This window comes from Chitinophaga sp. Ak27, from assembly GCF_012726295.1.
Lineage (GTDB): Bacteria > Bacteroidota > Bacteroidia > Chitinophagales > Chitinophagaceae > Chitinophaga.
The window spans coordinates 323,601-349,155 of record NZ_JABAOB010000002.1 but is presented as its reverse complement, the minus strand read 5'-3'; the positions used below and the strand labels follow the sequence as shown (position 1 = coordinate 349,155).

21 protein-coding genes are annotated in these 25,555 nt (G+C 48.6%); 9 read left to right on the top strand and 12 right to left on the bottom strand.

Annotated features, from left to right (window positions below; translation table 11 throughout):
• Together HGH90_RS09255 and HGH90_RS09250 are read right to left on the bottom strand one after the other, a co-directional pair.
• A complete protein-coding gene (locus HGH90_RS09255) occupies window positions 1–1,641 on the bottom strand; it encodes a RagB/SusD family nutrient uptake outer membrane protein (RefSeq protein WP_168764272.1) in 1,641 nt (546 codons plus the stop codon).
• A 17-nt stretch (window positions 1,642–1,658) separates the two neighbouring features.
• A complete protein-coding gene (locus HGH90_RS09250; RefSeq protein ID WP_169190926.1) occupies window positions 1,659–4,616 on the bottom strand; it encodes a SusC/RagA family TonB-linked outer membrane protein in 2,958 nt (985 codons plus the stop codon).
• Window positions 4,617–4,720: 104 nt separating this feature from the next.
• Between HGH90_RS09250 and HGH90_RS09245 the strand changes: the two genes are divergently transcribed.
• Complete coding sequence (locus HGH90_RS09245) at window positions 4,721–5,857, top strand: LacI family DNA-binding transcriptional regulator (RefSeq protein ID WP_317166138.1); 1,137 nt, start codon at window positions 4,721–4,723, stop codon at window positions 5,855–5,857.
• On the opposite strand, the gene HGH90_RS09240 is transcribed toward HGH90_RS09245, so the two are convergent.
• Together HGH90_RS09240 and HGH90_RS09235 are read right to left on the bottom strand one after the other, a co-directional pair.
• Entirely contained in the window at window positions 5,844–7,457 is a 1,614-nt protein-coding gene (locus HGH90_RS09240; RefSeq protein ID WP_169190925.1) for a glycoside hydrolase 43 family protein, read from the bottom strand. The genes HGH90_RS09245 and HGH90_RS09240 overlap by 14 nt on opposite strands.
• 5 nt (window positions 7,458–7,462) lie before the next feature.
• Window positions 7,463–8,413 carry a pectinesterase family protein gene (locus HGH90_RS09235; protein ID WP_168764275.1) on the bottom strand — a complete coding sequence of 317 codons (951 nt, stop codon included), beginning with the start codon at window positions 8,411–8,413 and terminating at the stop codon, window positions 7,463–7,465.
• Between the two features lie 213 nt (window positions 8,414–8,626).
• Between HGH90_RS09235 and HGH90_RS09230 the strand changes: the two genes are divergently transcribed.
• Entirely contained in the window at window positions 8,627–9,082 is a 456-nt protein-coding gene (locus HGH90_RS09230) for a GNAT family N-acetyltransferase (RefSeq protein ID WP_168764276.1), read from the top strand.
• Window positions 9,083–9,136: 54 nt separating this feature from the next.
• Complete coding sequence (locus HGH90_RS09225; RefSeq protein ID WP_168764277.1) at window positions 9,137–9,619, top strand: glycine zipper domain-containing protein; 483 nt, start codon at window positions 9,137–9,139, stop codon at window positions 9,617–9,619.
• A gap of 52 nt (window positions 9,620–9,671) precedes the next feature.
• Here the strand turns inward: HGH90_RS09225 and HGH90_RS09220 are convergent, their stop codons facing one another.
• Window positions 9,672–10,283 (bottom strand): TetR/AcrR family transcriptional regulator, encoded by a 612-nt coding sequence (locus HGH90_RS09220; protein ID WP_168764278.1) that lies wholly within the window; start codon window positions 10,281–10,283, stop codon window positions 9,672–9,674.
• A gap of 77 nt (window positions 10,284–10,360) precedes the next feature.
• On the opposite strand from HGH90_RS09220, the gene HGH90_RS09215 reads away from it, so the two are divergent.
• From HGH90_RS09215 to HGH90_RS09205, 3 genes are all read left to right on the top strand, one after another.
• Complete coding sequence (locus tag HGH90_RS09215) at window positions 10,361–11,503, top strand: FAD-dependent monooxygenase (protein WP_169190924.1); 1,143 nt, start codon at window positions 10,361–10,363, stop codon at window positions 11,501–11,503.
• A gap of 1 nt (window position 11,504) precedes the next feature.
• Window positions 11,505–12,143 (top strand): VOC family protein, encoded by a 639-nt coding sequence (locus tag HGH90_RS09210; RefSeq protein ID WP_168764280.1) that lies wholly within the window; start codon window positions 11,505–11,507, stop codon window positions 12,141–12,143.
• 173 nt (window positions 12,144–12,316) lie between these two features.
• Complete coding sequence (locus tag HGH90_RS09205) at window positions 12,317–13,402, top strand: mechanosensitive ion channel family protein (protein ID WP_168764281.1); 1,086 nt, start codon at window positions 12,317–12,319, stop codon at window positions 13,400–13,402.
• On the opposite strand, the gene HGH90_RS09200 is transcribed toward HGH90_RS09205, so the two are convergent.
• From HGH90_RS09200 to HGH90_RS09185, 4 genes are all read right to left on the bottom strand, one after another.
• Entirely contained in the window at window positions 13,399–13,869 is a 471-nt protein-coding gene (locus tag HGH90_RS09200; RefSeq protein WP_168764282.1) for a GNAT family N-acetyltransferase, read from the bottom strand. The two genes, HGH90_RS09205 and HGH90_RS09200, sit on opposite strands and share 4 nt — an antisense overlap.
• Window positions 13,870–13,997: 128 nt before the next feature.
• Window positions 13,998–16,625 carry a glycoside hydrolase family 2 protein gene (locus HGH90_RS09195; protein WP_169190923.1) on the bottom strand — a complete coding sequence of 876 codons (2,628 nt, stop codon included), beginning with the start codon at window positions 16,623–16,625 and terminating at the stop codon, window positions 13,998–14,000.
• A 102-nt stretch (window positions 16,626–16,727) separates the two neighbouring features.
• The gene (locus HGH90_RS09190) at window positions 16,728–17,165 is read right to left on the bottom strand and encodes an SRPBCC domain-containing protein (RefSeq protein ID WP_168764284.1); all 438 of its coding nucleotides are present in this window, start codon (window positions 17,163–17,165) and stop codon (window positions 16,728–16,730) included.
• Window positions 17,166–17,167: 2 nt separating this feature from the next.
• Window positions 17,168–18,160: a GlxA family transcriptional regulator gene (locus HGH90_RS09185; protein WP_168764285.1), complete on the bottom strand. Its 993-nt coding sequence runs from the start codon at window positions 18,158–18,160 to the stop codon at window positions 17,168–17,170.
• Between the two features lie 111 nt (window positions 18,161–18,271).
• Here HGH90_RS09185 and HGH90_RS09180 point away from each other — a divergent pair, with 111 nt between their 5' ends.
• Window positions 18,272–18,691 (top strand): VOC family protein, encoded by a 420-nt coding sequence (locus HGH90_RS09180; protein WP_168764286.1) that lies wholly within the window; start codon window positions 18,272–18,274, stop codon window positions 18,689–18,691.
• A 1-nt stretch (window position 18,692) separates the two neighbouring features.
• Here HGH90_RS09180 and HGH90_RS09175 read toward each other — a convergent pair whose 3' ends face one another.
• Window positions 18,693–19,169, bottom strand: a complete 477-nt coding sequence (locus HGH90_RS09175; RefSeq protein ID WP_168764287.1) for a VOC family protein — start codon at window positions 19,167–19,169, stop codon at window positions 18,693–18,695.
• A 219-nt stretch (window positions 19,170–19,388) separates the two neighbouring features.
• On the opposite strand from HGH90_RS09175, the gene HGH90_RS09170 reads away from it, so the two are divergent.
• The gene (locus tag HGH90_RS09170; protein ID WP_247679875.1) at window positions 19,389–20,222 is read left to right on the top strand and encodes a ThuA domain-containing protein; all 834 of its coding nucleotides are present in this window, start codon (window positions 19,389–19,391) and stop codon (window positions 20,220–20,222) included.
• A 60-nt stretch (window positions 20,223–20,282) separates the two neighbouring features.
• Here HGH90_RS09170 and HGH90_RS09165 read toward each other — a convergent pair whose 3' ends face one another.
• On the bottom strand, window positions 20,283–21,428 hold the full coding sequence (locus HGH90_RS09165; RefSeq protein ID WP_168764288.1) for a hypothetical protein: 1,146 nt from the start codon (window positions 21,426–21,428) through the stop codon (window positions 20,283–20,285).
• 148 nt (window positions 21,429–21,576) lie between these two features.
• Entirely contained in the window at window positions 21,577–23,976 is a 2,400-nt protein-coding gene (locus tag HGH90_RS09160) for a glycoside hydrolase family 2 protein (protein WP_168764289.1), read from the bottom strand.
• A gap of 329 nt (window positions 23,977–24,305) precedes the next feature.
• Here HGH90_RS09160 and HGH90_RS09155 point away from each other — a divergent pair, with 329 nt between their 5' ends.
• The gene (locus HGH90_RS09155) at window positions 24,306–25,526 is read left to right on the top strand and encodes a glycosyltransferase family 87 protein (protein WP_168764290.1); all 1,221 of its coding nucleotides are present in this window, start codon (window positions 24,306–24,308) and stop codon (window positions 25,524–25,526) included.
• The last annotated feature ends 29 nt before the right edge of the window (window positions 25,527–25,555 follow it).

Below are 25,555 nucleotides of genomic sequence, written 5' to 3'. Positions count from 1 at the left end.
TTAGTTATACTTGTCGTTTTGTTTAAACTCATTCTTATTACTCACCGCATCTATCTGATCCTGCGGAATCGGGCGCAGCAGGTGATATGCCTGAAAGTACTGATTGGCATCGGGGTTATGCAGCGCAATGCGGGCAGCCAGCTTCCCGGTGCGTTTCAGATCGAACCAGCGCAGCTGCTCTCCTGCCAGCTCCCGGGCTCTTTCATCGAGGAGGAAATCGATGTTGATATCTGCCGCGGCAACCTGCATGGCGGCTTCGTGCCCGGGGATGGCGGCGCGCTTGCGCAGCACGTTGACATAGTCGGCGGCCTTGGCACTGTTGCCCAGGTTGAATTGCGCTTCTGCAGCCACCAGGTACATTTCAGCGAGACGAATAATAAATGCATCGCGCGCGCTTTGTTCTTCATTGATGGAGGCCCGTGTGGGATCGTCGAACTTCTGCAGGGATACATAGTGTGTCCGGTCCTTACCGCCGCCATTGGCGTTGTATACTGCGTTCCGGTCGTACACCCGGTAAGGGAGCGTGGTGCTGATTACTTTCTTGCTGCACAGCACTGCCGTATCGCCCAGCTTCATGCCTGTGGGAGCAGTTTTTAGGTTGTTGCAATACCACACCTGTTTGAAAGAGGCCTCGTAGCGGGCATCCACTGTTTCATCAAAAAGATTGAGCAGGAAAAGCGTAGGCATGTAACGATTAAAGGGGCGTTGGTTCAGGATGTCGCGCTGCATACCGGGCAGGTCATCGTACTTCATGGCAAACATCAGGTGACCGTTGTTTGCGCCACGGGAATGCCCGTTGGGAAACAATGTTGCATCCGCACGGTCATCGAACACCAGGTTCTTCATATAGTTTACCGCCCAAATCACTTCTTTGTTTTGCAGGTTATCCATTCGCCAGAGGTCTGCATACTTAGTTAGCAAGGTATAGCCGTAGCTCTTAATCACTTTGTCTGCCAGGTCGGCCGCCTGTTGATTTTTGCCCCTGGTCAGGCACATCCTTGCCAGGAAGGCTTCTGCGGCGGGTTTGGTTACACGTCCATAATCAGAAGTCGTTACCGGCAAATCGTTTACCGCCACGTCGAGGTCACGGAATATCTGCGCATAGAACGTGTCTACCGGCGTACGGTTAGCGGTAGTAATCACCCCGGAAGTTTCTGTTAAGGTGAAGTGTACCGGCCCCCAGGTTTCCACGATATGCCAGTAGTAAAATGCGCGGAGAAAATGCAATTCTGCATTCCGTATCTTCTGCCTGTCGGCTGTCAGACCAGCTTTATCAATACGGCCAATACCGGTATTACAAAGATTGACGGCTGCATACAGCTGTTTCCACAACACGCTCATCACGCTGTTGCTGGCCTGAAGGTTATTATAGTTAGTGATATCGGGATACTTATCGCCGGTACCGCTGGTCCATATATCTGTTCCCATTTCCGAGATGCTATAGCCTTCTTCTTTTCCATACCACCAACGGTTATACGTATAGGCGGCATTCACCAGGCTTTCAAATCCTTCCGGGGTGGAAAAAACCGCATCGGTAGTGGTACCGCCAGGGTTAAACTCGTCCAATTGCTTGTTACAGGCCGTCATCGCAGTCAATGTAACGATGCCTATAACCACGTATTTATGAATGATTGATTTCATAACGGATTTTTTAAATATTAAAACTCAACATTGATTCCGGCCACATACATTTTGGTGAGCGGGTTGCTCAGATCGCCTCCTCTTTCCGGGTCATAGTCTTTTACTTTGCTGAAGGTAAAGAGGTTTTTACCGGTAACGTATACACGTAAGCTACTCAGGTGCAGCGAGTGCAGGGCCTGTGCAGGGAAAGTATATCCCAGAGAGAGATTACGGATCTTCACAAAGGAGCCATTTTTGTATCCCAATGTTTTAATAAAGGGCGTACCATCTTTGGAAAGGCTCGCATTGGGCCTTGGATAATCATTAGACGGATTTTCCGGTGTCCAGTAATTTACGGGGGCGCTGTTTTCCAGTCCCTGTGGATCATATTTGGCAGCGTATTCCGAATTGATCCACTGGCCAATGCGGGCGAATACGTATATGTTGAGATCAAAATTTTTGTACCGCAGGTCATTGTTAAATCCGCCGCTCCATTTAGGCACCTGGGCGCCGAGGATAACCCGGTCGGAGGTATTGATCACACCTTTACCATCCTGGTCTTTCACCTTGATATCACCTGGCTTATAGCCATATTTTGCGGCTTCATCTGCTTCTGATGTTTGCCAGATACCGACTTTCTGGTAGTCGTAGTACACCTTTACAGGATACCCGATGAACCAGCCGTTAGCCACATCGTTGGCGCCGCCGTCGGTCAGCGCTACAATTTCTTCTTTGTTACGGGAGTATACGATGTTGGAGGTCCACCGGAAATTGGCGGTGGAAATATTGGTGGTATTGATACCGACTTCTATTCCCCTGTTGCGGGTTTTACCTACGTTCTGAATCACATTACTGACACCAGAAGAGGTAGGCAATGTACGTTGCAGCAGTAGGTCTTTTGTTTTGGTGTCATAATAATCGATGCTTCCTGTAACCCTGTTGGCGATGATACCGAAGTCAATACCTATATTTTTGGTGGCCGACAATTCCCACTTAAGGCCTTTGTTGCCGGTTTGATCGCCAATTGTATAAGCTACTGCGGCATTGGTATCATCATAAGAGAAGGGAATTTTCACCAGGTAGCTGGCAGTGGAATATGGATCCACTGCATCGTTACCGGCGATACCGTAGCTGACTCTCAGTTTCAGGTCGCTGATGAATGTTTGCGATTTCATAAACGTTTCATCGCTGATACGCCAGGCGCCGGCTACCGATGGGAAGAAGGCCCATTTATTACCCGGCGACAGCTTGGAAGACCCGTCTGAGCGGCCGGTGAGCGACAAGAGGTATTTACCTTTATAGGCATAGTTGAGGCGACCAGTGAAAGAAATTAACTTACTGGATTGATACATGCTGCGGATAGCGATACCACTCACATTGTTCTGCATAGCGTAATACAGTTGTGATGGTAGCAGTTGCCCTTCCCCCTGCATCAGGGAGGAGTCGCGCTGATCAGACAGTAAGCTGGCTACGCCTGTTACGCCAAAGGAATGATCGCCTATTGTTTTATTATAGGTGAGTACGTTTTCCCAGCTCAGGTAGCGGCGGGTACTGCCGTTTAACTGGGAACGGGAAGTAGAGGCGGTGGACCGGTCGATGGAGCTTTTAGACGCAAATACGCCTTGCTTGGCATTTTCGAGGGTAACGCCAAAGTTGGAGCGAAACAGCAGCCCTTTCAAGGGAGCGATTTCCACATAGGCGTTTACAAAGGTGCGGGTGGTGCGGGTACTATTTTCGTAAGCATTGGGTTGTTCATCTGCCAGCGGATTGATGGCCGAACCGCTGTTAGGAAACAATACCAGCTTGCCGGCAGAATCGTATGGAAGCCCCAGGGGAATATATTTGTTAGCCTGGTTTAGCGGATCGCGGCGGGCGCTTTGCTCATAATAGGTGATCTGGCTTTGCGCACCTACCTTGATGGCATCGTTGATGGTTTGATCAATATTTAAACGGGCCGAATAGCGATTGAGGACATCCAGTTTCAGTAGTCCTTTCTCTTTAAAATAATCGAAGGAGAAATAGACCTTTGTTTTTTCTGATCCTCCGGAGATGCCCGCCTGGTAGTCCTGCTGCAAGCCGTTATGCAACAGCAGGTCAGCATAATTGGTCCATAAGTCATTTTTAATTTCATCCAGCTCAAAGGCGTTGAATATTTTAGGATCGTCGGCTAGGCTGGCCCATCGGCCGGTAGTGCGATTGGCTTCTCTCTTCAAGGCTGTGTACTCCTGTCCATTGTTCAAGCGGGGATAACCGTTTACCTCCGCAATGCCCGCATAGGAGCTGATATTTACTTTGGGCTTTCCGCTTGTACCCCTTTTGGTGGTGACCATGATAACGCCATTAGCGCCGCGGGAACCATATATGGCTGTAGAAGAAGCATCTTTAAGCACTTCCATAGACTGTATATCATTCGGATTAATATCCTGTATGTTTTCGTACTGCACGCCGTCTACGATGTAGAGAGGACCATTACTGGCTTTGATAGAGCGATTCCCCCTTACGGTTACATTTACCCTGGCTCCGGCGGCGCCGCTGCTACGTGTGATATCCACTCCCGGTAACTTTCCCTGTACCGATTCCATGACATTGGTGGAAGGTACTTTTTTCAACTCCTCTCCTTTTACCGACACCACAGCGCCAGTCAAATCTCTTTTCTTCACCATACCATATCCTACTACCACAATTTCATCTAATTTTCTATTGTTGGATTCCATTTTTATTGTCATGCTGACATCATCAGCCAGTATACTAACAGGCGTGTAGCCTATGTAGCTGAATAATAAGGTTGTTTTTTTCCCGGTGGGTACCTGCAGGGAAAAATTTCCTTTGTTATCTGTTTGGGTTCCACTGGTTGTTCCTTTCACCTGAACACTCACCATGGGGAGTGGTTCTCCGGAAGCAGCATCAGTCACCCGTCCTTTTACAGTGCGTGTCTGTGCAATTGCCAAGCTGCTAAAACCCAGCAACAGCAAGCAAAAAAGGTAAATTGTTTTCATAACGTTAGGCGTGAATTTATTGGCAAATAAAGGTTGTGCTACTTAATCGTATTTATTTAACGTGGCGATACATTGGTTGAAAAAGAATCTGAAACCGGTATTGTGTGATTACAATTCTACTGAACTTATTACTATCGGTGAAGTTTATTTACGCAATCGTTCCCGGAAAATCAGTACATTCACTGTCTGGAAAAAAACGCCGGAAACCACGGTCCGGGAACGATATGAAGTACAAAGCTGCTACCATAAAAGATATTGCACAGGCGCTGGGATTATCTACTTCCACGGTATCCCGCGCGTTGCGCGACAGCCATGAAATCAGTGCAGCAACCAAGCAACTGGTATTAGATCATGCTGCGCAGCTGAACTATCATCCCAACCCTATAGCATTAAGCCTGAAGGAAAAAAAGAGCCGGTCTATTGGCGTGATGGTGTCTGAAATTGCGAATAGCTTTTTCTCCCAAACCATCAACGGTATTGAATCGGTAGCTAACGAGAAAGGCTATACGGTCATTATCTCCCAGAGTCACGAATCTTTTGAGAAAGAAGTAAGGACCTTGCAATACCTGGCTTCGCGGTCGATCGATGGGTTATTGATCTCTGTATCCAGTGCTACCAAGGACCTGGCGCCATTAAAAGCGTTGCATCAGTATGGATTCCCGATTGTTTTTTTTGACCGGATTGTAGAAGAAATAGCGACGCACCAGGTGAGGGTAGATAATTTCCAAGGCGCCTACAACGCTACCACCCATTTATTGCAGCAGGGCTATAGGCGTATTGGCTGTATTACCAATTCAGCCCATCTTTCCATTACGAGAGAGCGGGTAGCCGGCTACGTGGCCGCACTGGACAAAGCGGGTATCCGGTTGCCGGCATCGCTGATCAAATATTGTTTTCATGGCGGCATGTTGCAGGAGGAAGTCAGCGATGCGGTGCAGGAATTGCTCCAGGAAAAAAAACGTCCTGATGCAATTTTCGCTACCTCTGATAAACTCACCACGGGCTGTATGCGGGCGCTGAAGAAAGCGAAACTGGACGTCCCCAAAGATATTGGCCTGACCGGTTTCTCCAACTCCGACCTGATAGAGCTGCTGCATGCCCCTATCACGGTGGTGCGGCAACCTGCCTTTGAAATGGGGCAGGTAGCCACGGAGCTATTGCTGCAACTGATAGAAAGCAAACGTCCGGTGAAAGATTTTGAAACCAGGGTGCTGCAAACCTCGCTCATTACTCCACCCTGAACCAATCGATGTCGGTCCAGCCAGCATCGTTGGTCCTGGCCGTGCGGCTGCAATGCAGTCCTATCTTTGCGCCAATCCACCTCCCCGGCACTGCAGCAAACGTTCCTCCTGCATCATGGAAGGTTTGACCATCGGTACTATAACTAAAACGGCACTGCGCATTCTTTTCCACCGTTATCCTGAAAAATATATCCGTTACCGTTATAGGTGCGATGGGTTCAATTACCTCTGCATTCCCGCGGTCGGCCTGTTTACAGGTAAAGCGGGTAAGATAAAGACCACCGGCTCTCTTCTCCAGCCTGATACCGGCATAATCGGCGCCCATTACCAGCATGCTTACACAATCTCCTTCCAGGTGGGGAACAAAGCTACATTTAGCAGTGGCCGTAAACGTTGCAGCCGGGAACTTCTGCAGGAGTACATTGGGGGCGTCCCAAAGATTACGGGCGCTGTCGGGCAAGGGTACCGCCAGCAACCGCAGGCAGCCCAGCGCTGGCGAAGGGAATGCCCATCCGGCAGCAGGATTCGCCTGCCATTGCCATTGTAAGCCAAGAGTACTGCCGTTGCACTCATCTGATTCCTGTGGTGTAACCACGGGATACGTTTTCCCTACATCTGGTTTATTGTAACGCATCACTGGTTCTCCTTTCCCATCTTTATCGGGATCGGCGCCTATTACCGGCCAGTTGTTCACCCATGTCATGGGTTGCAGATGCACTACCCGGCCGTAAGCTTCCTCGTCTTGGAAATGCAGGAACCAGTCCTCTTCTTTCTGTGTTTGCACCCAGGCGCCCTGATGTGGTCCATTTACCGGGGAATGCCCCTGGTCCATTACAATTTTACTTTCATAGGGGCCATAAACATGCCTGGAACGCAGTACCAGCTGCCAGCCCGTGCTAACGCCGCCAGCGGGAGCAAAAATGTAATAGTATCCATTACGCTTATAAAACTTAGGTCCTTCGAGTGTTGGATGTTGTGGATGCCCGTCGAATACCAGCACGCCCTCATCAATGGCGTGGGTACCTGTTGCATCCAGCTGTTTTACCACGATCATACTTTTGACTCCGGCACGGCTGCCAGCAAAAGCATGTGCCAGGTATACGTTACCATTATCGTCCCATAGCGGGCAGGGGTCAATGAATCCTTTGCCGGCTACCACCAGCTGCGGCTCGCTCCAGGGACCGGTTACCTGTTTGGCAGTGATCACATAAATGCCAAAGTCGGGGTCGGGGTAATAAATATAAAATTGCTGTTGATGATAACGGATAGCGGGCGCCCAAACGCCGTTGCCATGCTGCGTCGTCGAAAAATGGTCGTGGGGCGGCTGCCGCAGGAGCGCATGGGCTATGATGCGCCAGTTGACCAAGTCTTTCGAATGCAGAATAGGTAAGCCCGGTACAGCATCGAAACTGGAGGACACCAGGTAATAGTCATCATTTACACGAATTACATCAGGATCTGAGTAGTCGGCATAGATAACCGGGTTCTTATAGGTGCCGTCTCCATTGTCGGCTACCCATACTTTAGACTTTTCACGAACAGATTGTGCCATAGCCGGCAGGAAAGCCAGCAAGGCGCATAAACAAGCCAGTATTCTCATCGCATTTAGAATTTCCAGTCTCCAAATATGTTTGCCAGGGTAAATTGTCTGGCTTCCTTTTTTGTGAGTTGCCTCGCCCAGTTCACCCGCCTTTCGCTGTTGGCGCCGGAGCCCTTACTTTTATATTCCGCATAACGGGCTGTTTTCTCATTGGCGGCTTTTCTCCAATTGTCCCAGCCGGCAGGAAGTATATGCGCTCCCATCTTACAATGTAACCAGGTAACGCTGGCATAGGGCCTCCAGGGCCTTCCCAGGTATACCCTGGTAACGCCGCTGTCGGCTGTCAGCTTACAGTCTTTAAAAACATATCCTACCGGATAAGCGGGTGGTGTGGCTGCTGCTGTGATATAAGAATTGCTTTTACTGTTAATCTGACACCTATTAAAAAACGCAGCCGCATAGCCGAATATAAAATCGGTACTGCCTTCAATGTAGCAGTCTTCGTAATACTGTTTTACATAAAAAGTGCCGGCCAGCAGGGTATCCTGGAAGCCCAGCATACGGCAATGAATAAACGTAGCCTTATCGCCTTTAACGCTGAGCGCCACGGCCTGGCCGGCGGAAATACCGGCAGTGTTGGCGAAGGTGAGATCTTCTGCCCGGAAGTTATTGCCATGGATGATACAGGAAGGCGACGAATAAGTAGTAATGGTGTCGCCGGTGGGGCTATGCATACCGGCATGATCATCGTAGGTAAGAATAGTGTTTTGTGCATCCTCTCCGGTGAGGGTCACAAAGTCTTTGGTAGAATCGAGGTGTAATTTTTCTTTATAGATGCCTTTCCTAATGTAAATATGCACAGGCACTGTATTATGCAACGGAACGGCGTCCAGGGCGGCTTGTACGGTGGTATAGTCGCCGCTGCCATCCTTTGCGACTGTTTTTTGTATGACTTGTGCGGGTAGACTCTTACCAATGAGCAGGAAAGAAACTAATAGTAAAATCGTTTGTTTCATAACGTGGAATTAATAGCTGCCGGTTAAAATAGTAAAGAGACGGGAGATGCCGGGCGTTATTTACGCAATCGTTCCCGATGGAATGGTTGCCGAAGTGGATATATATACCTGTAAATCATTGAAATATCCTTCTTGGCAGTACCAACAAACCTGGCTCAAAACCTGCACCAGGGATAGAAAAGTTGTACATTCGTCGGCTCAACGATTTTAGTCATGATACATATCCGACCTGCCACTGCGGCCGACCTCCCGGTATTACTGGAATTTGAGCAAGGGATTGTAGCTGCCGAACGTCCGTTTGACAATACATTAAAAGAAGGCGTTATACATTATTACGACCTGGCTGCGCTGATCGCTGCCGATGATGCGGAGGTGCTGGTAGCCGAGTATGCCGGCGAAATAATTGGATCGGGGCATGTCCGTATTCGGGACGCGAAGCCTTACCAGGTATTTCCGAAATATGCCTACCTGGGATTTATGTATGTAGTACCCGAATACCGGGGCAAGGGAGTAAACGGGATGATTATTGAGGGGTTGGGCGCCTGGGCGGTGAGGCTGGGCCTTCGCGAGTTACGGCTGGACGTATATGCTGATAATACCACTGCGGTGCGGGCATATGAAAAGTTCGGTTTCCGTCAAAACCTGGTAGAAATGCGGCTTCCACTATAGCTATACACAGTTTGGCATAGTTTTCGTGAGTTGCGGGGAATAAACCGTATCACCATGAAAAAGTTACTTGTAGCCTTAGCGGCAGCCGTAGTTTTCTTCTCCTGCAAAAGCAATGGGGATAATGCTGCAGCCATAGAGAGTGCGAAAAAAGCTACTATTGATTCGATGAACAATGTGAGTGCCATCAGGCAATCTGTTATAGATTCAATGAATCACGTGAAAGGGCGTCATCATCATACAGGTACTTCCGGCCAGGAAGGCTACAGCGATGCTGCGATGACTGCGCCTGCCGGTGGCGGTGGTGGTGATGTAGCAGCAGCTCCTGCTCCAGCACCTGCTCCTAAAAAGAAAGGCTGGAAATCATGGAGCCATACCGCTAAAGGCGCCGTAGTAGGTGCCGGCGCTGGCGCCATTACCGGGGCTATCGTTAACAAAGACCACCTGAAAGGTGCTGCTATTGGTACCCTGATCGGTGCAGGCGTAGGCGCAGGTACCGGCGCCATCGTAGATCATAAGAAAAAACAAAGCGGACAATAAGTTATTGCCGATATAAAAGAAGAAGCCATGCAGCGTTGCATGGCTTCTTTTTTTATATCAGTGCGGTACTATTTATTATCTCTGCCCTTCCCTTCTCTGTTAAATACGGATAAAACAGCTGTTCAATCAGTGTAACGTAATAACTAACCGCCTTCTTCCCTTTTAACCCCGTATTGAGCTCATTAGCAGAAATCCAGAAATCACCAATGATATAAATGTTCCTGATCAGGCTTTCCCATACTGGAGCGGGAATATCTGTGCGCATAATACCCGTTTCGCGGTAATGCGCAAATAACTCCAGGAACTGCTCCCGCCGGCGCGTAAACCGCCGGGCGTATTCTTTCTTTACCGATGGTAAACGCCTGGCGATCACTACAAAATGGATATATATAAAACGGTAGTTATAGATATGCTCCATAATAGCTACAATAGATGATTTCAGCGCGTCGAGGGTCAACTCCTTAAACATCGGTAATTCGTTCAGTTCCTCAATATGATTGGTATAGATTGTAGCAATAATATCGTCGGCATTTTTAAAATAATATTGAATGTTACTATGGCTGATCCCCATTTCTTTGGCAATGTGCCGGATAGTAATCACGTCTATCCCCTGCTCGTTGAACAGGCGGGTGGCGGTAACCAGTATCTTTTCTTTGGTGCTCATAGCAGCGAAAATAGAAAATTTAGTACAAATGTACAAGAATGGAATATTTTTGTACATTTGTACTAAATTAAAAAATCATGAAGGCGATTATCATAGGGGCAGGCATAGGGGGACTCACCACCGCCATTGCATTACAGCAACAGCAGATCCAATTCGAAATATATGAAGCAGCGCCGGAACTAAAGGCCGTAGGAGCGGGCATCTGGCTGGGGGGCAATGCCATGAATGTATATGAGCGCCTGGGCCTGGCGGACGCATTAAAAGCATCCTCCATATTCCTGGAGTCAGTATTTATAAAAGATGTGAAAGGCAATTTGTTGCAATTCATCGACAACCTCGACATTCAACAGCGTTATGGTAACGCTACCCATGCCATACATCGTGGCACCCTGCAGCAAATACTGGCCAACGCCGTAAAGCAGCCGATACACCTGGGGAAAAGATGTGCAGGCATTAATGGCAATGTAGTACGTTTTGAGGATGGTACCACCGATAGCGCCGATGTGATTATAGGCGCAGATGGGATCCGGTCGGTAGTGCGGGAACAGTATGTAACCAAAGCCCAATACCGCTATTCCGGGCAAACCTGCTGGCGGGCCATTATCAATACCACCCTTCCGCCATCAGAACAGGTGAGCAGCGGGGAAGTATGGAGCCGTAAAGGCGGCGTAAGGGCTTCCATTTCACAGGTAGGCGACCAACAGGTATATTTCTGGATGACCAAAGCCATGCCTGCAGGCAGCAAATTTTCTCCCACAGAAGCGCTGACCTATATACGGCGCGAACTGGCGCCTTTTGATCTGCGCATACAGGACATTGTGAGCCGCCTGGATCCGGATGCTTTGATACATGGCGATCTTTATGACATACAACCCCTGAAACAATGGTACCACGGGAATGTAGTACTGGTAGGTGACGCAGCACATGCTTCCACTCCCAACCTGGGACAGGGCGCCAGCCAGGCCATCGAAGATGCATATGTATTGGCTGCTTACCTGGGCCAGGAATCACAACCGGAAAAGGCCTTCGCCAAATACCAGTTGAGGCGGTTAAAGCGCGCCAAACGTGTAGTGGACCTCTCCTGGATGCTCGGACGTCTTACCAGCGTAAAGAATACTACCGGCAGTCTCCTGCGTAATTACCTGATCCGGCATACTCCCAATCGCATTGCCCGTAAACAATTTGATTTTCTTTACGGCGTTAACTTAAACATTGAATAATATGCAGCTCGCCTCCATACATCTCTATACAAACGACCTCGCGGCTACGGCAGCATTTTACAGCCAAAAGCTTCAGTTGGCGGTGACACAACAAAGCAGCACCTGTATCAGTTTTCAGGCAGGTACCTCGACACTTGTATTTGAACAAAGCGATGCCATTGTGCACCCGGTGTATCATTTTGCTTTTAATATACCACACAACCAGCTGAGTGAAGCTATTGACTGGTTGCAACAAATGACCGACCTGGTTCCTGTTGCGGATGACAATCGCATTGCGCATTTCGAGCTATGGCATGCCGACGCCGTGTACTTTTACGACAACAATGGCAACCTGCTGGAATTCATTGCCCGTCATGATCTCCTCAATGATGCGCCGGAGCTGCATATCGAATGTATCAGCGAAATAGGCATCGTTACCGAAGATGTGCCTGTTCATGCTGCGCATCTTCTTCAGCAACAAATACCTGTATTTGCCAAACAACCCCGCTCCGATCAATTTACCGCCCTGGGCGACGATTACGGCTTATTGATTATCGTTGCCGCCGGGCGAAACTGGTTTCCTACGCGCACGCCGGCTAAGCATTTTCCGGGCAGCGTTATCGTTCATCACGAAGGGATGCTGTACACATTTGGCTTATAAAATCTTTTGCGTCCGCCGGGCACAAATCATGGAAGACGAAGTGTGGAGGCTGTGCAACAGTCGCATCTGCTACGAGACAACAGCAAGGACCGAAAGCTGGTAATGGCGGTACTTTCACCGGATGTTGCGTACCAGTTGGCATATACCGGCATCATCTTTGGGCTTGGGCGCGCATGTGGAATCAATTGATAGAAAATACGGATCACCTGCCTGATTGGCTATGGAACCTGCTGCTGGCGGGCATTGCCGTTATCGTTGGCTGGCTTATTAAAATTTTGCTGTCTTTATTTTTGCGTAAATCGCTAGCTGACCAGCATGAATTTTCGCTGATGCGCAGTATACTGAACCGGCTGGGCAAAGCATTCAATTATTTCCTGCCCTTGCTGTTGCTGAACATGGCCATTCCTATGATGCGGGTGCCGCCTAAATTTGTGCCCACATTAAGTAAGATAACGGAAATAGCGCTGACGCTATCATTTGCTGCGCTGATTATCGGCGCTATCAAAGTATTCGAGGACTATGTGTATCATACGTATGATCTTAAAAAGGCTAACAACCTGAAAGAGCGTAAGATACGTACGCAGCTGCAGTTTATACGTAAGTTATCCATCTCCCTGGTATTAATTTTAACCGCCTGCTTTATCCTGCTGAGCTTCGACAGCATGCGTAAACTGGGGGCTGGGTTACTGACGGGCGTAGGCGTAGGTGGTATTATCATTGGTTTTGCTGCCCAGAAATCGCTGGGCAACCTGCTGGCCGGATTCCAGATCGCCTTTACCCAACCGATCCGCATCGATGATGTGTTGGTGGTGGAAGGAGAATGGGGACGTGTGGAAGAAATTACCCTTACTTATGTGGTATTAAATATATGGGACCAGCGCAGGCTGATATTACCAATTAATTATTTTATTGAGAAACCGTTCCAGAACTGGACCCGCAACAGTGCTGAGATGCTGGGCACCGCATTTTTTTACCTGGATTACACCGTGCCAATAGATCAGTTGCGGGCAGAATTTGACCGGTTGCTGGCGGCATCGCCGTTATGGGATCAGCGCGCCAAAGTCTTACAGGTGACCAATACCAGCGAGCGGACGATAGAAGTAAGGGCGCTCATGAGCTCCTCCAATTCCGGCAATGCGTTTGACCTGCGCTGCTATATCCGCGAAAACCTGATAAAGTATATCCAGGAAAAATTTCCGGATAGCCTGCCTAAAACCCGTGCGTTTATTGAGCCGCAGCCTCCTGCCCCCTCAGCTTAGCTTAGTCTTTTTTCCAGCATAATCATATGCCTGCATTGGATGCCATTTTCGTAGATGGGTTCCTGGTAGTTTGTTGTAAAGTAGTCTTTGATAATAGTGGCCATTTCGAAACCCTGGCGCTGATACAAGTACAACTGGGCTATACTGGAATTACCGGTACCGATACAAAGGCGGTGGTAGCCACTTATCCTGCCCCGGTGGGTTGCGTCCTGCAATAACATTTTACCAAACCCTTTTCCCTGGAAAGAGGGATGTACTACAATATTCTTTATTTCGAGCGTGTCGCCGTCCTTTACCCATACATAGAGGCCAATCACCTGGTGGTCTTGTTCCATTATATACAGCTCTCCTGATGAGAGGTAAGCATTGATAGCAACAACGGAGGGATCGGCTAACAGTAACAGGTCGTAGGGGATTTTCTCCTGGGCATTGAGTTTCCGGATGGTAGTATCCTGTAGGGTGGTCATCTGGTGAATAGTTTGAGGAGGTATAAGAAGATTAACAAAATAAATATACAAAAAGCTTTTTGCTTTCAGTACTTAGCTTTCAGAAAATACACAGGATCTCTGAAAGCTAAGTATTGAAAGCATATTGGTTAAAAGCGGATATACTGTCGTTTCACATTATGTCCGTACACTTCAATCTCCGCTCCGGGAGCGGCACCTATGGCGGCGCCGGTAATGGTGATGATTTTCTGTTCCCCGGGTAATACCGACACATAGTTATCATCGTAAAACACGGGGAGGATACGTTGCTGATGCTGTGCATCTACCAGTGATATACGGTTGAAGAAGGCTACCGGCCCGCCGGCAGGGTTGCTGATCGTGACCCGGATGCTGTCAGGTCCGGCCTTCACCGCCTTCACAGACACGTTGGCCGAGGCCAGCTGTTGCAAACCGGAATAGTTGCCGTTTGCATCGGGCAGCCAGTAAAGGTTTTCATCTACCACCTGTTGATGCGTATTCAGCAGGCGCAGGGAAAAAAATACGCCTTGTTGTTCGCTTAGCTTGTCCAGCATAGGTTTCACCGACATAAACTTTTGTACAGTAGCCGGGCCTGCTTCGACAAACAATTGTGTCAACAGCGAATCGTGGCCCTGCATGTCGTAAGTCTTTAGCTCCAGCATCAGGTCGCGGGCATAGCGGAAAGTATTGTTTACTGCCATCACCATCCCATCTGTTGGGTTGTACATCACATGCAGCGGCGCGGCGCCTTTGCGGGTACCATAGAGGCAGGCATTGGGATCGAGGTAGTAATCGTACATCTGCCCTCTCAGGGCCGTCCAGGGATTCTGGGTTTTCCAGATGATAACGCCGGTATACCAATCCCACATATGTGCGCTGAAGCCTTCCATTAATGCGCGGTATTGATCGTAGTTGACCAGCTGCGCTTTGTTGGCCCATTCTCTCAGATCATTTGTTTTACCATAGGGATCAACGGCATTGTTATAGGAAATGTATTTGTGATAGTTCCATACCGCATCGGTCTTGCCTGTTTGCCGATCTGGCGGCACCAGGCTTTCGGCTGGCAGGAACCTGGCCAGCGATTCATAATCGCCGGTGCCTACTGACCCTACTTCTGAGTTGAACGGGAAAGTGCGTTCATTCCAAAAGTGCGCGATAGGCTGGATACCGTAGGGTCCATCGCCGTTGCCACCAATGGAATTGTACGACATGCTGTCGGAGTTGGAGTAATCGAAGAAGTAACGGGTACCATCCAGGGAAGGAATGATCGTATCCTTCATAGCGGCAAAGATATCTGCAGGAGGTGTAATTTCATTTCCTCCGCACCAGAAGGCTAGCGAAGGATAATTGCGAATCAGCTTCACCTGGTCGGCCACACTTTCGAGGAAGAGTGAATGATTATCGGGATAGCGGCGACGGGTCCATTGATCGTCTTTTTTCTGCGGGTCCTGCCATCTGCCGTTACAGTCGCCGGAGATCCAGAAGTCCTGGAACACCAGCAGGCCGTACTTATCGCAGGCTTCGAAGAACTCGGGCCTTTCCGTTAAGCTACCGCCCCATATGCGGATCAGGTTGAGGTTCATATCGCGGTGAAAACGCACTTCTGCATCGTAGCGTTCTTTGCTGAAGCGGAACATAGCATCAGAGGTGATCCAGTTGCCACCTTTAATGAATATTTTCTGGCCGTTTACCGCCACTTCGCGACTACGGGTATGGTTATTCCAATAGGTTTGTATTTCGCGTACACCTACTTCCACCGCTTGTATGTCGTCTGTTTTGCCTTTATTAAGGAATTCCAGCTGCAGTGAATAGAGGTGCTGGTCTCCATATCCGGCTGGCCACCAGAGTGCGGGCTGTTTCAGTGTGAGGTTCGGCATTTGCACGGTGGTAGTGCTGTGCGGCGCGAGGGTGACTTGTTTGGTAACAGTTTCCCCGGCTATTTTATACCGGAGCGTACCGGCAATGCTTTTGGCAGTGGCATTTTCGAGTCCGGCAGACACCTCTATTATGGCGGGTGACTGTGGGCCCTGGGCCTGGCGAACGCCCGGTACCCGGGTAATTACGTGTGGATCCTTAATGCGTATAGCGCCGGTTCTTTCAATGGTTACTTTATCCCAGATGCCGGTATTGCGATCGCGCATCGGTTGTATCCAATCCCAGCCGGCGGTATATTGCGGTCCTACGTTTTTGGCAATGGTACCATCGCCGCCTTGTCCACCGTTAGGATTACCCGGGAATTGGGGCGGATATACGATTACAGCCAGGCGGTTTTGTCCGTCTTTAGCCAGCCAGGGGGTAATGTTATAAGCCTGGCGAAGGTAAGCGCCATAGTGAGTATCTTTTGTAAGACGGTGGCCGTTGAGAAAAATATCGCAGCCATCATTCACGCCCCGGAAGTGCAGCCATACCTGGGCATCGCCGGCAGGTGCTTTCTCCGTAAAATCTTTCACAAACCAATAAGTATAATGCTCCCGGCCAGTGTGGTAGATATCTGGTATTTTTTCGTTGTTCATACCGTAGAGCGGGTCCGGTACCTGTTTATTATTGAGCAGTGTAGTGAGCACAGTGCCCGGTATGGTGGCCGGTATCCAGTCTGTCAATGTGTATCCGGGTGCAGAGAGCTGCTGCCCCGTGGCTTTGACGCCTTCTACGTTCCTACATTGCCATCCGCTGTTGAGTTCATATTTTTCCTGTGCCGTCAATTTCAGAAAAGTGAATAGCAGCATACAGGACACGGTAGATGATGTCCAAAATCTCATGAGATATATTTTACGAGCAGTGGTTACCTTTTGTTGCAATATCCGCAAATATAGGGCAAGCTCATCCCCGATCAAAGCATATCTCATTATTTACATGAGCGGTTATTGTTCGGCGAGGGCCTTTACTTTTTCCAGTGCTAATGGGAAAGTCTTCTGAAAATAGTCTTTGTATTCATCAGCCGTATCCAATTCTACCAGCAACTCTGTAATACCATTAACGGTAGTAAGGCGGTAGTTTTCGTGTGCGCCGGCCCATCCCTTTGCTTCTGTGCTATCGAGATCTTCCACGCCGTTGTCGAAACCTCCCAGGTGTTCGAAAGACATGTATTCTCCCGGCGTTTTAGCGGCAATCCTGGACACCATGCCCCGGTTGGTGTCATCTACGAACAATACTTTGCTGCCTTCCTGCCAGTCGGTTTTCGCTTTACTGCCGGCGGCAAAGGCAGCGGTCCATTCGCTGTACGTGTCTGTGCCCCAGAGTATGTCCCATACGCGGTTACGGGGGGCGTTGATGGTTGTTTTAAAAGTGAGTTTTTCCATAACTATTCATTTACCGTGTTAGTGATTTGGCGGTTATATTTATTCCGGTATTCCAGTGGTGTAAGCCCGGTTACTTTCTTGAACACCGTTCTGAAAGCCTTGGTGTCTATATATCCTACGTCGTAGATCACCTCATTCACATTTTTGGTGCTGGTTTCAAAGTCGCGCTTGGCGGCTTCTATTTTGATGCGCTGTATGTATTCCATGACGGTGTTGCCGGTAGATTTTTTAAACCGCCGTTCAAAGGTGCGCCTGCCGATGGCCGACATATCTGAGAGCTGGTCTACCGTGAATTTCTCCTGGTAGCTGGCTTCTATATATTCCTGTATTTTCCTGATGGGTTCATCATTATGAGCTTTCTGACCTTCAAAGATGATGAAGGGCGACTGGCTTTGGCGATCGATGTCGATGGCGTAAGCTTTTGCCAGCAGGATGGCGATATCCCTGCCGGCGTATTTTTCTACCAGGTATAATAACAGGTTGAGATAAGAGTAGGCACCGCCGCTGGTGTAAAGCCGGTCTTCTTCCGTGATGATTCGGTCGTCCATCAGGAGTACTTTGGGATACATTTCCCGGAAGGCTCTGGCAAACATCCAATGTGTAGCACAGGGTTTACCATCGAGCAGGTTGGTGGCAGCCAGCAGGAAGGCGCCGAGGCATAGGCTGGCTACCGCTGCACCTCGTTCATGCTGTTGCCGAATCCAGGGGATAAAATCCTGGTTGCGGGCGATGGCTTCAGCGGGGGCGTCGTGGATGGCGGGAATAATGACCAGGTCTGTTTTCCCGACACTGGTGATAAGTATATCCGGTTGTATGGTAAACAGGCGGTTGCGCTGACTGGTTTCCCAGTTGAGTCCCACTAACTGCACTTTAAATAAGGGTTCTCTTTGCTTTGCCACCAGGAAATTATTGACATCGGAGAAGATCTGGTGGGAGCCTTCAATGTTGACTAAGCTGGTATGCCCAAGTGGCACCAGGACAGAAACATGTATCATAATAAAACAATTAATGCCGCAATTAGCCTTTGAATTGTCGCTAAACACCCCTGGGAAAGTGCGGCAGCGTTACGATTTTTGCAATATGATTTCACACAAAAAAACGGTTAAATGACCACCATCCATACTTACCTGACTTTTAACGGCAACTGCCGGGAGGCGATGACTTTTTACAGAGAATGTCTGGGTGGAAAATTAATCCTTCAAACTATCGGCGAATCCCCTGCCTCCCTCAGCATACCTGCTTGTATGAGATCTCTTATCCTGCATTCGAGTCTTACGAAAGGTTCATTAGTAATCAATGGAACCGATATGGTGCCCGAATCGGGGCTTACCACCGGCAATGCCGTTTCCCTGTTATTAAATTGCAGTACTGAAAGGGAAGCCCGTGTATTTTACGCCAAGCTGTCCACCGACGGTGTTGCTACCCATCCGTTGGAAAGTACGTTTTGGGGAGCATTGTTCGGAGGTCTGACAGATAAATATGGTACGCATTGGCTGATTAATTTTGAAGGCAATTCCCGGCAATAAGTTATTCGCCATCATATGCTTTTTTCAGGCCGGCAATATCGAGCTTTACCATTTTCATCATGGCAGCCATTGTTCTGCCTACTTTTGCGGAGTCTTTATCGCTCATCAGTTCACCGAGGATAGCGGGCACAATTTGCCAGGACAAACCATATTTATCTTTCAGCCAACCGCATTGTACTTCTTTGCCTCCATCTGCCGTTAACCGGCTCCAGTAGAAATCCACTTCTTCCTGGGTTTTACAATTCACCGTAAACGAAATGGCCTCGGTAAAGGTAAACTGGGGGCCGCCGTTCAGCACAAAAAACTCCTGCCCTGCCAGCTGAAACGTACCTGCCAGCAGGGTGCCTTTAGGCAAGGGGGCGCCTTCGCCGTAATAGGACTTCTTTATAATCCTTGACTCCGGAAAAATGGATGTATAGAAGTCGATGGCTTCTTCCGCATTATTATTAAACCAGAGAGATGGAACAATCTTTTGCATAACCAATGTTTTTAGGGTAAATGATCGTTTACAAAGATACCCGCCCTATGGTTTTGGTAACAGGTGCAAAAGCGACATTCTAAAGGGGGACTTGCGACAATTCGTTTTGTCATGCAAAGGGGCAAAGCGGCAAATAAATCCGCTAATTAAGGATGCAGCACCTGTAATAATATTGCTGTGAAATGAGTATTTTAGTAAGATATCTATCTCTCCGGATATATGAAGCTAAAATTCCACCTACGCATTCTCCTGCTGATGCTGGGCCTGCTGTATTACGCCAACGGCTATACGCAGGATAGTATTTCCTCCTTCCGGGTTATCGCATTTTATACCGCCAAAAACGACGCTGCTCATATCAGCTTTGTACATGAAGCGCATCAGTGGTTTTCCCGGATGGCCCAGCAGTATCATTTCGTGTATGATTCCACCAACAACTGGCAATTAATGGAGCCGTCGTTTTTGTCGAAATACCAGGTCGTTATTTTCCTGGATACCCGTCCGGAGGCGCTGGCTCAAAGGGCTGCTTTTCAGCGATACATGGAACAGGGCGGCGGCTGGATCGGTTTTCACTTTGCCGCATTTGCGCTTACACCCTCTGATGTACCACAAAATTGGGATTGGTATCATGAAACGTTCCTGGGCTCCGGTTCCTATGTGAGCAATACCTGGCGCCCCACAACGGCTACCTTGCGTGTAGAAGACCATCAGCATCCGGCAACGCGCCACCTGCCGGATACTTTTTCGGCCGCGCCGAACGAGTGGTATCGCTGGCGCAATGACCTGCGAAAAAATAAGAACATCCGCATCCTGTTATCAATCGACAGCAGCAGTTTCCCGCTGGGCACCGGTCCCAAGGCGCATGAAATATGGCATAGCGGCTATTATCCCGTAGTATGGACAAACCGGCGGTTTAAGATGCTATACATCAACATGGGGCATAATGATATGGATTATGAGCATCATAGCAACCGGACGTTATCATCGTCTTTCAGTAGTGCAGCACAAAACCAGCTGATACTGGATGCGTTGTTGTGGATGGGAAGGGGGAAATAACGGGGAAATCTATACGAAAAAGCCCTTCCCACATCAACGGAGGGAAGGGCGATATACAAATTACTTCGCGGCGGATAAAGCAGGAGATAGCTTCGAGATAATCTCTTCTTGTGTGGCCACTTTTTTATTCAGCGCTTCTACCGTTTTATTTAGTTCAATTATATACAATGTCAGTTCTTCTACTTTCTTCAGCAAGCGGTTGTCGAATTCACCCAGGTCGAGGCCATCTGCTTTCACCTCTTTTTCGGAAGGGATATCTGGCAGGTGGCGGTTAGTTTTTACAAAACTTTCCACTTCCTGCAGGGATGGTAGCTGGTAATCGGGATGGAATACATAATCGGACCAGGCGCCTTGTTGTACTTTTACCCTACGCGCACCCAAAGTACCTTCTACGGTGAGTTTATAATTAGTAGGAATAGTACTGCCGCCAATGGTCATGTTGCCATTATTACCATCTGCCATCATAAAATAATTGGAGCCACCGGTTCCATCTGCATTGGCATGAAAGAGATACAACTGGTTACCTGTGGCACCCAGGCCAAATGACCGGGTAAGAGAAGTAAATTCAATGGCTCCGCCATTATTGAATTTAAGGGCCTTAGTCCAGCCATTGGTAGTCCAGCTAGGGCCGCTTGTAGCGGCTATGCCACTGATAGAGACAACATCAGTGGGTATAAATGGCTGGGGGTTACTAACAGCGCTTCCAGTTACCAATAGCAATGTTTCATTATTAGCATAACCGGTAAACGAAAAATAGTATAAAGAAGCGAGTTTGGCAATTTCCACGGCGAGATAATTTTTACCGTTATAAACAACGGTTACCAGTTTGGCAGGTTCGTTATAACTAATTAGCGTGCCTTTATTGGTGTTATAGGCCGAAGCTGTATTAACTTCTACTGTCCACTTCCTGTTATACGCCCCAGTGTTTCCTCTTACCCCGGTAATTTTCCCCATCACACACTGGTCTGGCACCAGTGTACTGGTGTAAATTTCATGCAATAACAGGTAGTCAATCGTCACGTTATCGGTAGTACTACCAGGAATGGCACGATTTACATAGTAATTACGGGCATTGTCAACCACCTGCAATTTGGCGGTCGGTGTAGTCGTTCCAATACCTACTGAACCACTTGTAGGGAAAGTATTGGTTTGGGCATTAACGGCAAAGGTTGCCAGTACAGCAACTACAGTCAGCAATTTTTTCATGAACATTCTTTTTAAGGGATAATGATTAGAATAGGTTTTAGGGTTACTTATAAGGTTAACCGATTCATTCAAAGATAGAAAAATGATAGTAATTAAGAAAACGAAATAGCGCCCCATGAAGGAGCGTTATTTCGTTTATATTTTTCCATTACTCCTGGTTCATGAAGGCTTCAATCTTCCTCCGTTCCTCCTGCTTTACATATTCACCGTATTTGTCGAGATATTCCCGGGCAATGGGTTTGAAGCCATTTTTATCTTGTTTGTTGAGCTGGTAGATGGTCCGGGCTCTTAAAAAGATCTCTTCGCCGGGAGCGCCGTAAGGTTTTACGGTGGTATAGATGGCTGTCCAATCGGGGTTATTGCTGCCTGGCGGTATGGCGGGTGCAATATCATCCTGGTAAATGAGGTTCATCATTTTCACGGCGGCCTGCCTGGCTCCCATGGCTTTATCGATGGCATTGGCGTTATTCCGGATGATGGTAAAGCCGGTGTCTTTCGTGCTGGCGGTAACCAGCATCACGTAGCGAAGATCATCTTCTGAATAGGGCGGTTTCATGACCGCAAAATATTCATCGCTGGCCATGGCGGCGCCGTCTTTATCGCCTGCCTGAGTGGCCATCATGGCCAGTTGTTTTAAAAACTCCGGTGCCCGGTTACCATCAATATATTCCTGTAGCCGGGCGCTGTAGGCGGCGGCGGGATCTGTAACATCAGCGTCCTGAATGGCAATGGCGGGTATGTCGCCCATATCGGGATTCAGGGGCGCATGTATTTTTCTTATCTCTGTAAAAGGAATTTTAACTACTTCCCGGTCGTAGGTAATCAGGCCGTTTTGTTCGCCTTCCACATCGAAGGGTTGGGTGTAAATGCTGGCGGACAGGCCTTGCCGTTGCAACAGTTGCAGGTGCTGGTTCATGATGGTGTACTTATATTTCAGGGCGGCAGGCTTTTCCAGGATATATCCCCAGGCGCTGGTAGCATTCCACTGGTGATGGGGAATAAAGACGCCTATACCTCCAAACTCGCCCAGCACGCGGGCCTTGCCGGGGAGCTGTATGGCATTACGGGGATTGGGATAACTGTGTACGTCGGTGAGGTCGGCGCTGATATAGGCGTTGGGACTGGGGCTCCGCAGTTTTTCGTTGACATACAGGTATTCGCCGGAATGCCCGTTTACCAGGCGGGAAGGGTCGGTGCGTTTGATCCATTCCGTGAGGCGCTGTTGATCGAATTGGCCCCATTTTTCATTAAACAGCACCCAGGTAGTAATACTGGGATGGTTATGGAGTTGTGCCAGCGTTTCCTTACACTGGGCTTCAAAAGCAGCTTTGGCGCCTTCAGGGAGACTGTGATGGGGGCTTACCATATCCTGCCATACCAGTATGCCCAGTTTATCTGCCCAATAGTACCACCTGGCCGGTTCTATTTTAATGTGTTTGCGGATGGTATTGAATCCCATGGCTTTGATGGCTTTGATGTCGAAGGCCAGAGCTTCATCTGTGGGAGCGGTATACAAACCATCGGGCCAGAAGCCCTGGTCGAGCGTGCCCAGGTTGAAATAGGGTTTGTTATTCAGGAAGATGCGGTCCACTCCTTTCTCATCTTTTGCCACAGAAATTTTTCGCATGCCAAAGTAACTCTTTACCTCATCTACCGTGGTATTACCTTTCAGCAGTTGTACCGACAAATCGTAGAGGACGGGATGACCGGGCGCCCATAATTCAGGATGAGCTATCTTCAATTGAAGGGGTGCTCCGCTTTTCCCTTTTACCTGGCCGGCCACGGCGCCATTCCTAAGTGCAGTAGCGGTTACGGTATAACCGGCAGGCGCATTGACGGTGATATCCAGCAGGCTTTTATCGATATCGGGCGTCAGCAATAAGCCGGCGATATAATCCCTGGGCACCTGTTCCAGCCATACCGTTTGCCAGATCCCCGAGCTGGGGGTATAATAGATATCAGCGGGATTGAGTACCTGTTTGCCATGAGGACCTATTCCTTTATCTGATGGATCGTATACTTTCAACAACAGGATATTTTCCCCTGCTTTGGCTGCAGCAGTGATGTCGATGGTAAAGGCGGTGTAGCCGCCTGTGTGCGTACCCACTTCTTTTCCGTTGAGATATACGGTGGCTTGCCAGTCGACCGCTCCGAAATGCAGCAGGGTTCTTTCGCCGGCAGCCGGCTTCATTTGAAGCGTGCGGCGATACCAGAGCCGCTGATCGGGCAGCAGTGATCTTTTTACGCCGGATAAGCCGGATTCCAGGGGGAAGGGCACGAGGATCTGTCCATCGAAAGTGGCAGGGATGGCCGCATTAGCAGGCGTAATAGCGTATTCCCATAATCCATTCAGGCTTTCCCAGGTCTTCCGTTCGAGCTGAGGGCGCGGATAAGCTGGCAAAGCGTTTTGGGGGCTGACTTCTTTGGCCCAACGGGATTGGATGGCAACGGGCTTCATTTGATAACTTTGTTGTGCCTGAAGGGCGGAAAGTCCCGGCAGGCCTAGCAGTGCGATGAATAGCAGCTGTTTGCAGATGTGTTGTAACATAACGGTGCTGTACTTTATGGCTTTATTGGTTAATTGAGAAAATGCAATAGGGGTGTAATAAATACCGGTATGGTGCTAAAAGTCGTCTGTAAACAGGTCCGGGCGTTGAACAAAAGCTTCAAAATATACGGAATTATCGGCGATTGAGTGACCCCAACTTTAGGCTTTTCACGATACTGTCTATTCATATTAAATACTCATAATATATTAAGGGTATATTAATATTGTCATTATTCTTTTCCCGGGTATCTCTACCGTGACGAATAAAAAAAATTTTATATAATTTTGGCATCAGAACCTGAAACAACTGTCACACTTAAAACCGTATCATGTTAATATCTGCCGTTAAGGGGCGCTGGAATGCCGTATGTAATGCCGTGAGCAGGATTCCGATTAAATATTTATATGCGTTGTTTTTACTGATGGCGGTAGCCATTTCTTTTCATTCCTGGTATTCTTCCCAGGACATGGAGCGTTGGACCCGTTACAATAACTTCCTGATCTTTAAAGATGCCTGGTCGCACCTGGTACACAACCAGGATTTATATGTGCTGTACGAAGATGAATATTACGACCTGTATAAGTACAGTCCTTCTTTTGCGATGTGGATGGGTGCTTTTGCGTGGATGCCGGACGTACCGGCATTGATCTGCTGGAACCTGATGAATGTGATAATATTCCTGGTGGCGATCCGGAAATTGCCGATACCTAAGGAGCGGCAATCCATCCTGCTCCTGTTCCTGGCTATTGAGATGATGATTGCTTTAACCAGTTCACAAATCAACGTCTTCATCGCGGGCTTTTTTATACTGGCCTGGCATTGTATGGAAAACAAGAAAGTGTGGCTGGCCACCTTACTGCTGGTCATTACGGTATATATCAAGATATTTGGCGTAGTGGCTATGTCACTGTTCCTACTATATCCGGAGCGCTGGAAGGCAGCGTTATACACCGTTTTCTGGACCCTGGTGATTGCGGTAATGCCGTTGCTGGTCATTTCCGCTGATCAGCTGACCTTCCTCTATAAGAGCTGGGCACACCTGTTGGCCAACGACTATTCTGCTTCCTACGGCGTATCGGTAATGGGCTGGTGGCATACCTGGTTTAACATGGACATCCCCAAGCAGGGATTCATTTTAACCGCAGCTGCCATCTTTATGCTGCCATTCATCAAGATCTTGTATAGTGGCAGCACTCCTCAATTGCGCCTGAATATGCTGGCCTCTATACTTATTTGGGTGGTTATCTTCAATCACAAGGGGGAGTCGCCTACTTATATTATTGCATTAACCGGCGTAGCTATCTGGTATTTTACCCAGCCTCCCACCCGTATCAATACGGTGCTGGCTGTACTAACGCTCGTATTTACTTCGTTTTCGTCTACCGACCTGATTACGCCGTATTGGATTGCCAGGACTTATGTAGAGCCCTATGCCGTGAAAGCGGTGTTCTGTTCTATCGTATGGGTAAAGATTGTGCTGGAGCCGTTCTTCCTGTCGCAGGAGTCCTTGTCGGCCCCCAGGGAGGAGGAATTTAGCCGGGCTGTCTGATCCCTGGAGATACAAGCTATAAAGAGAAA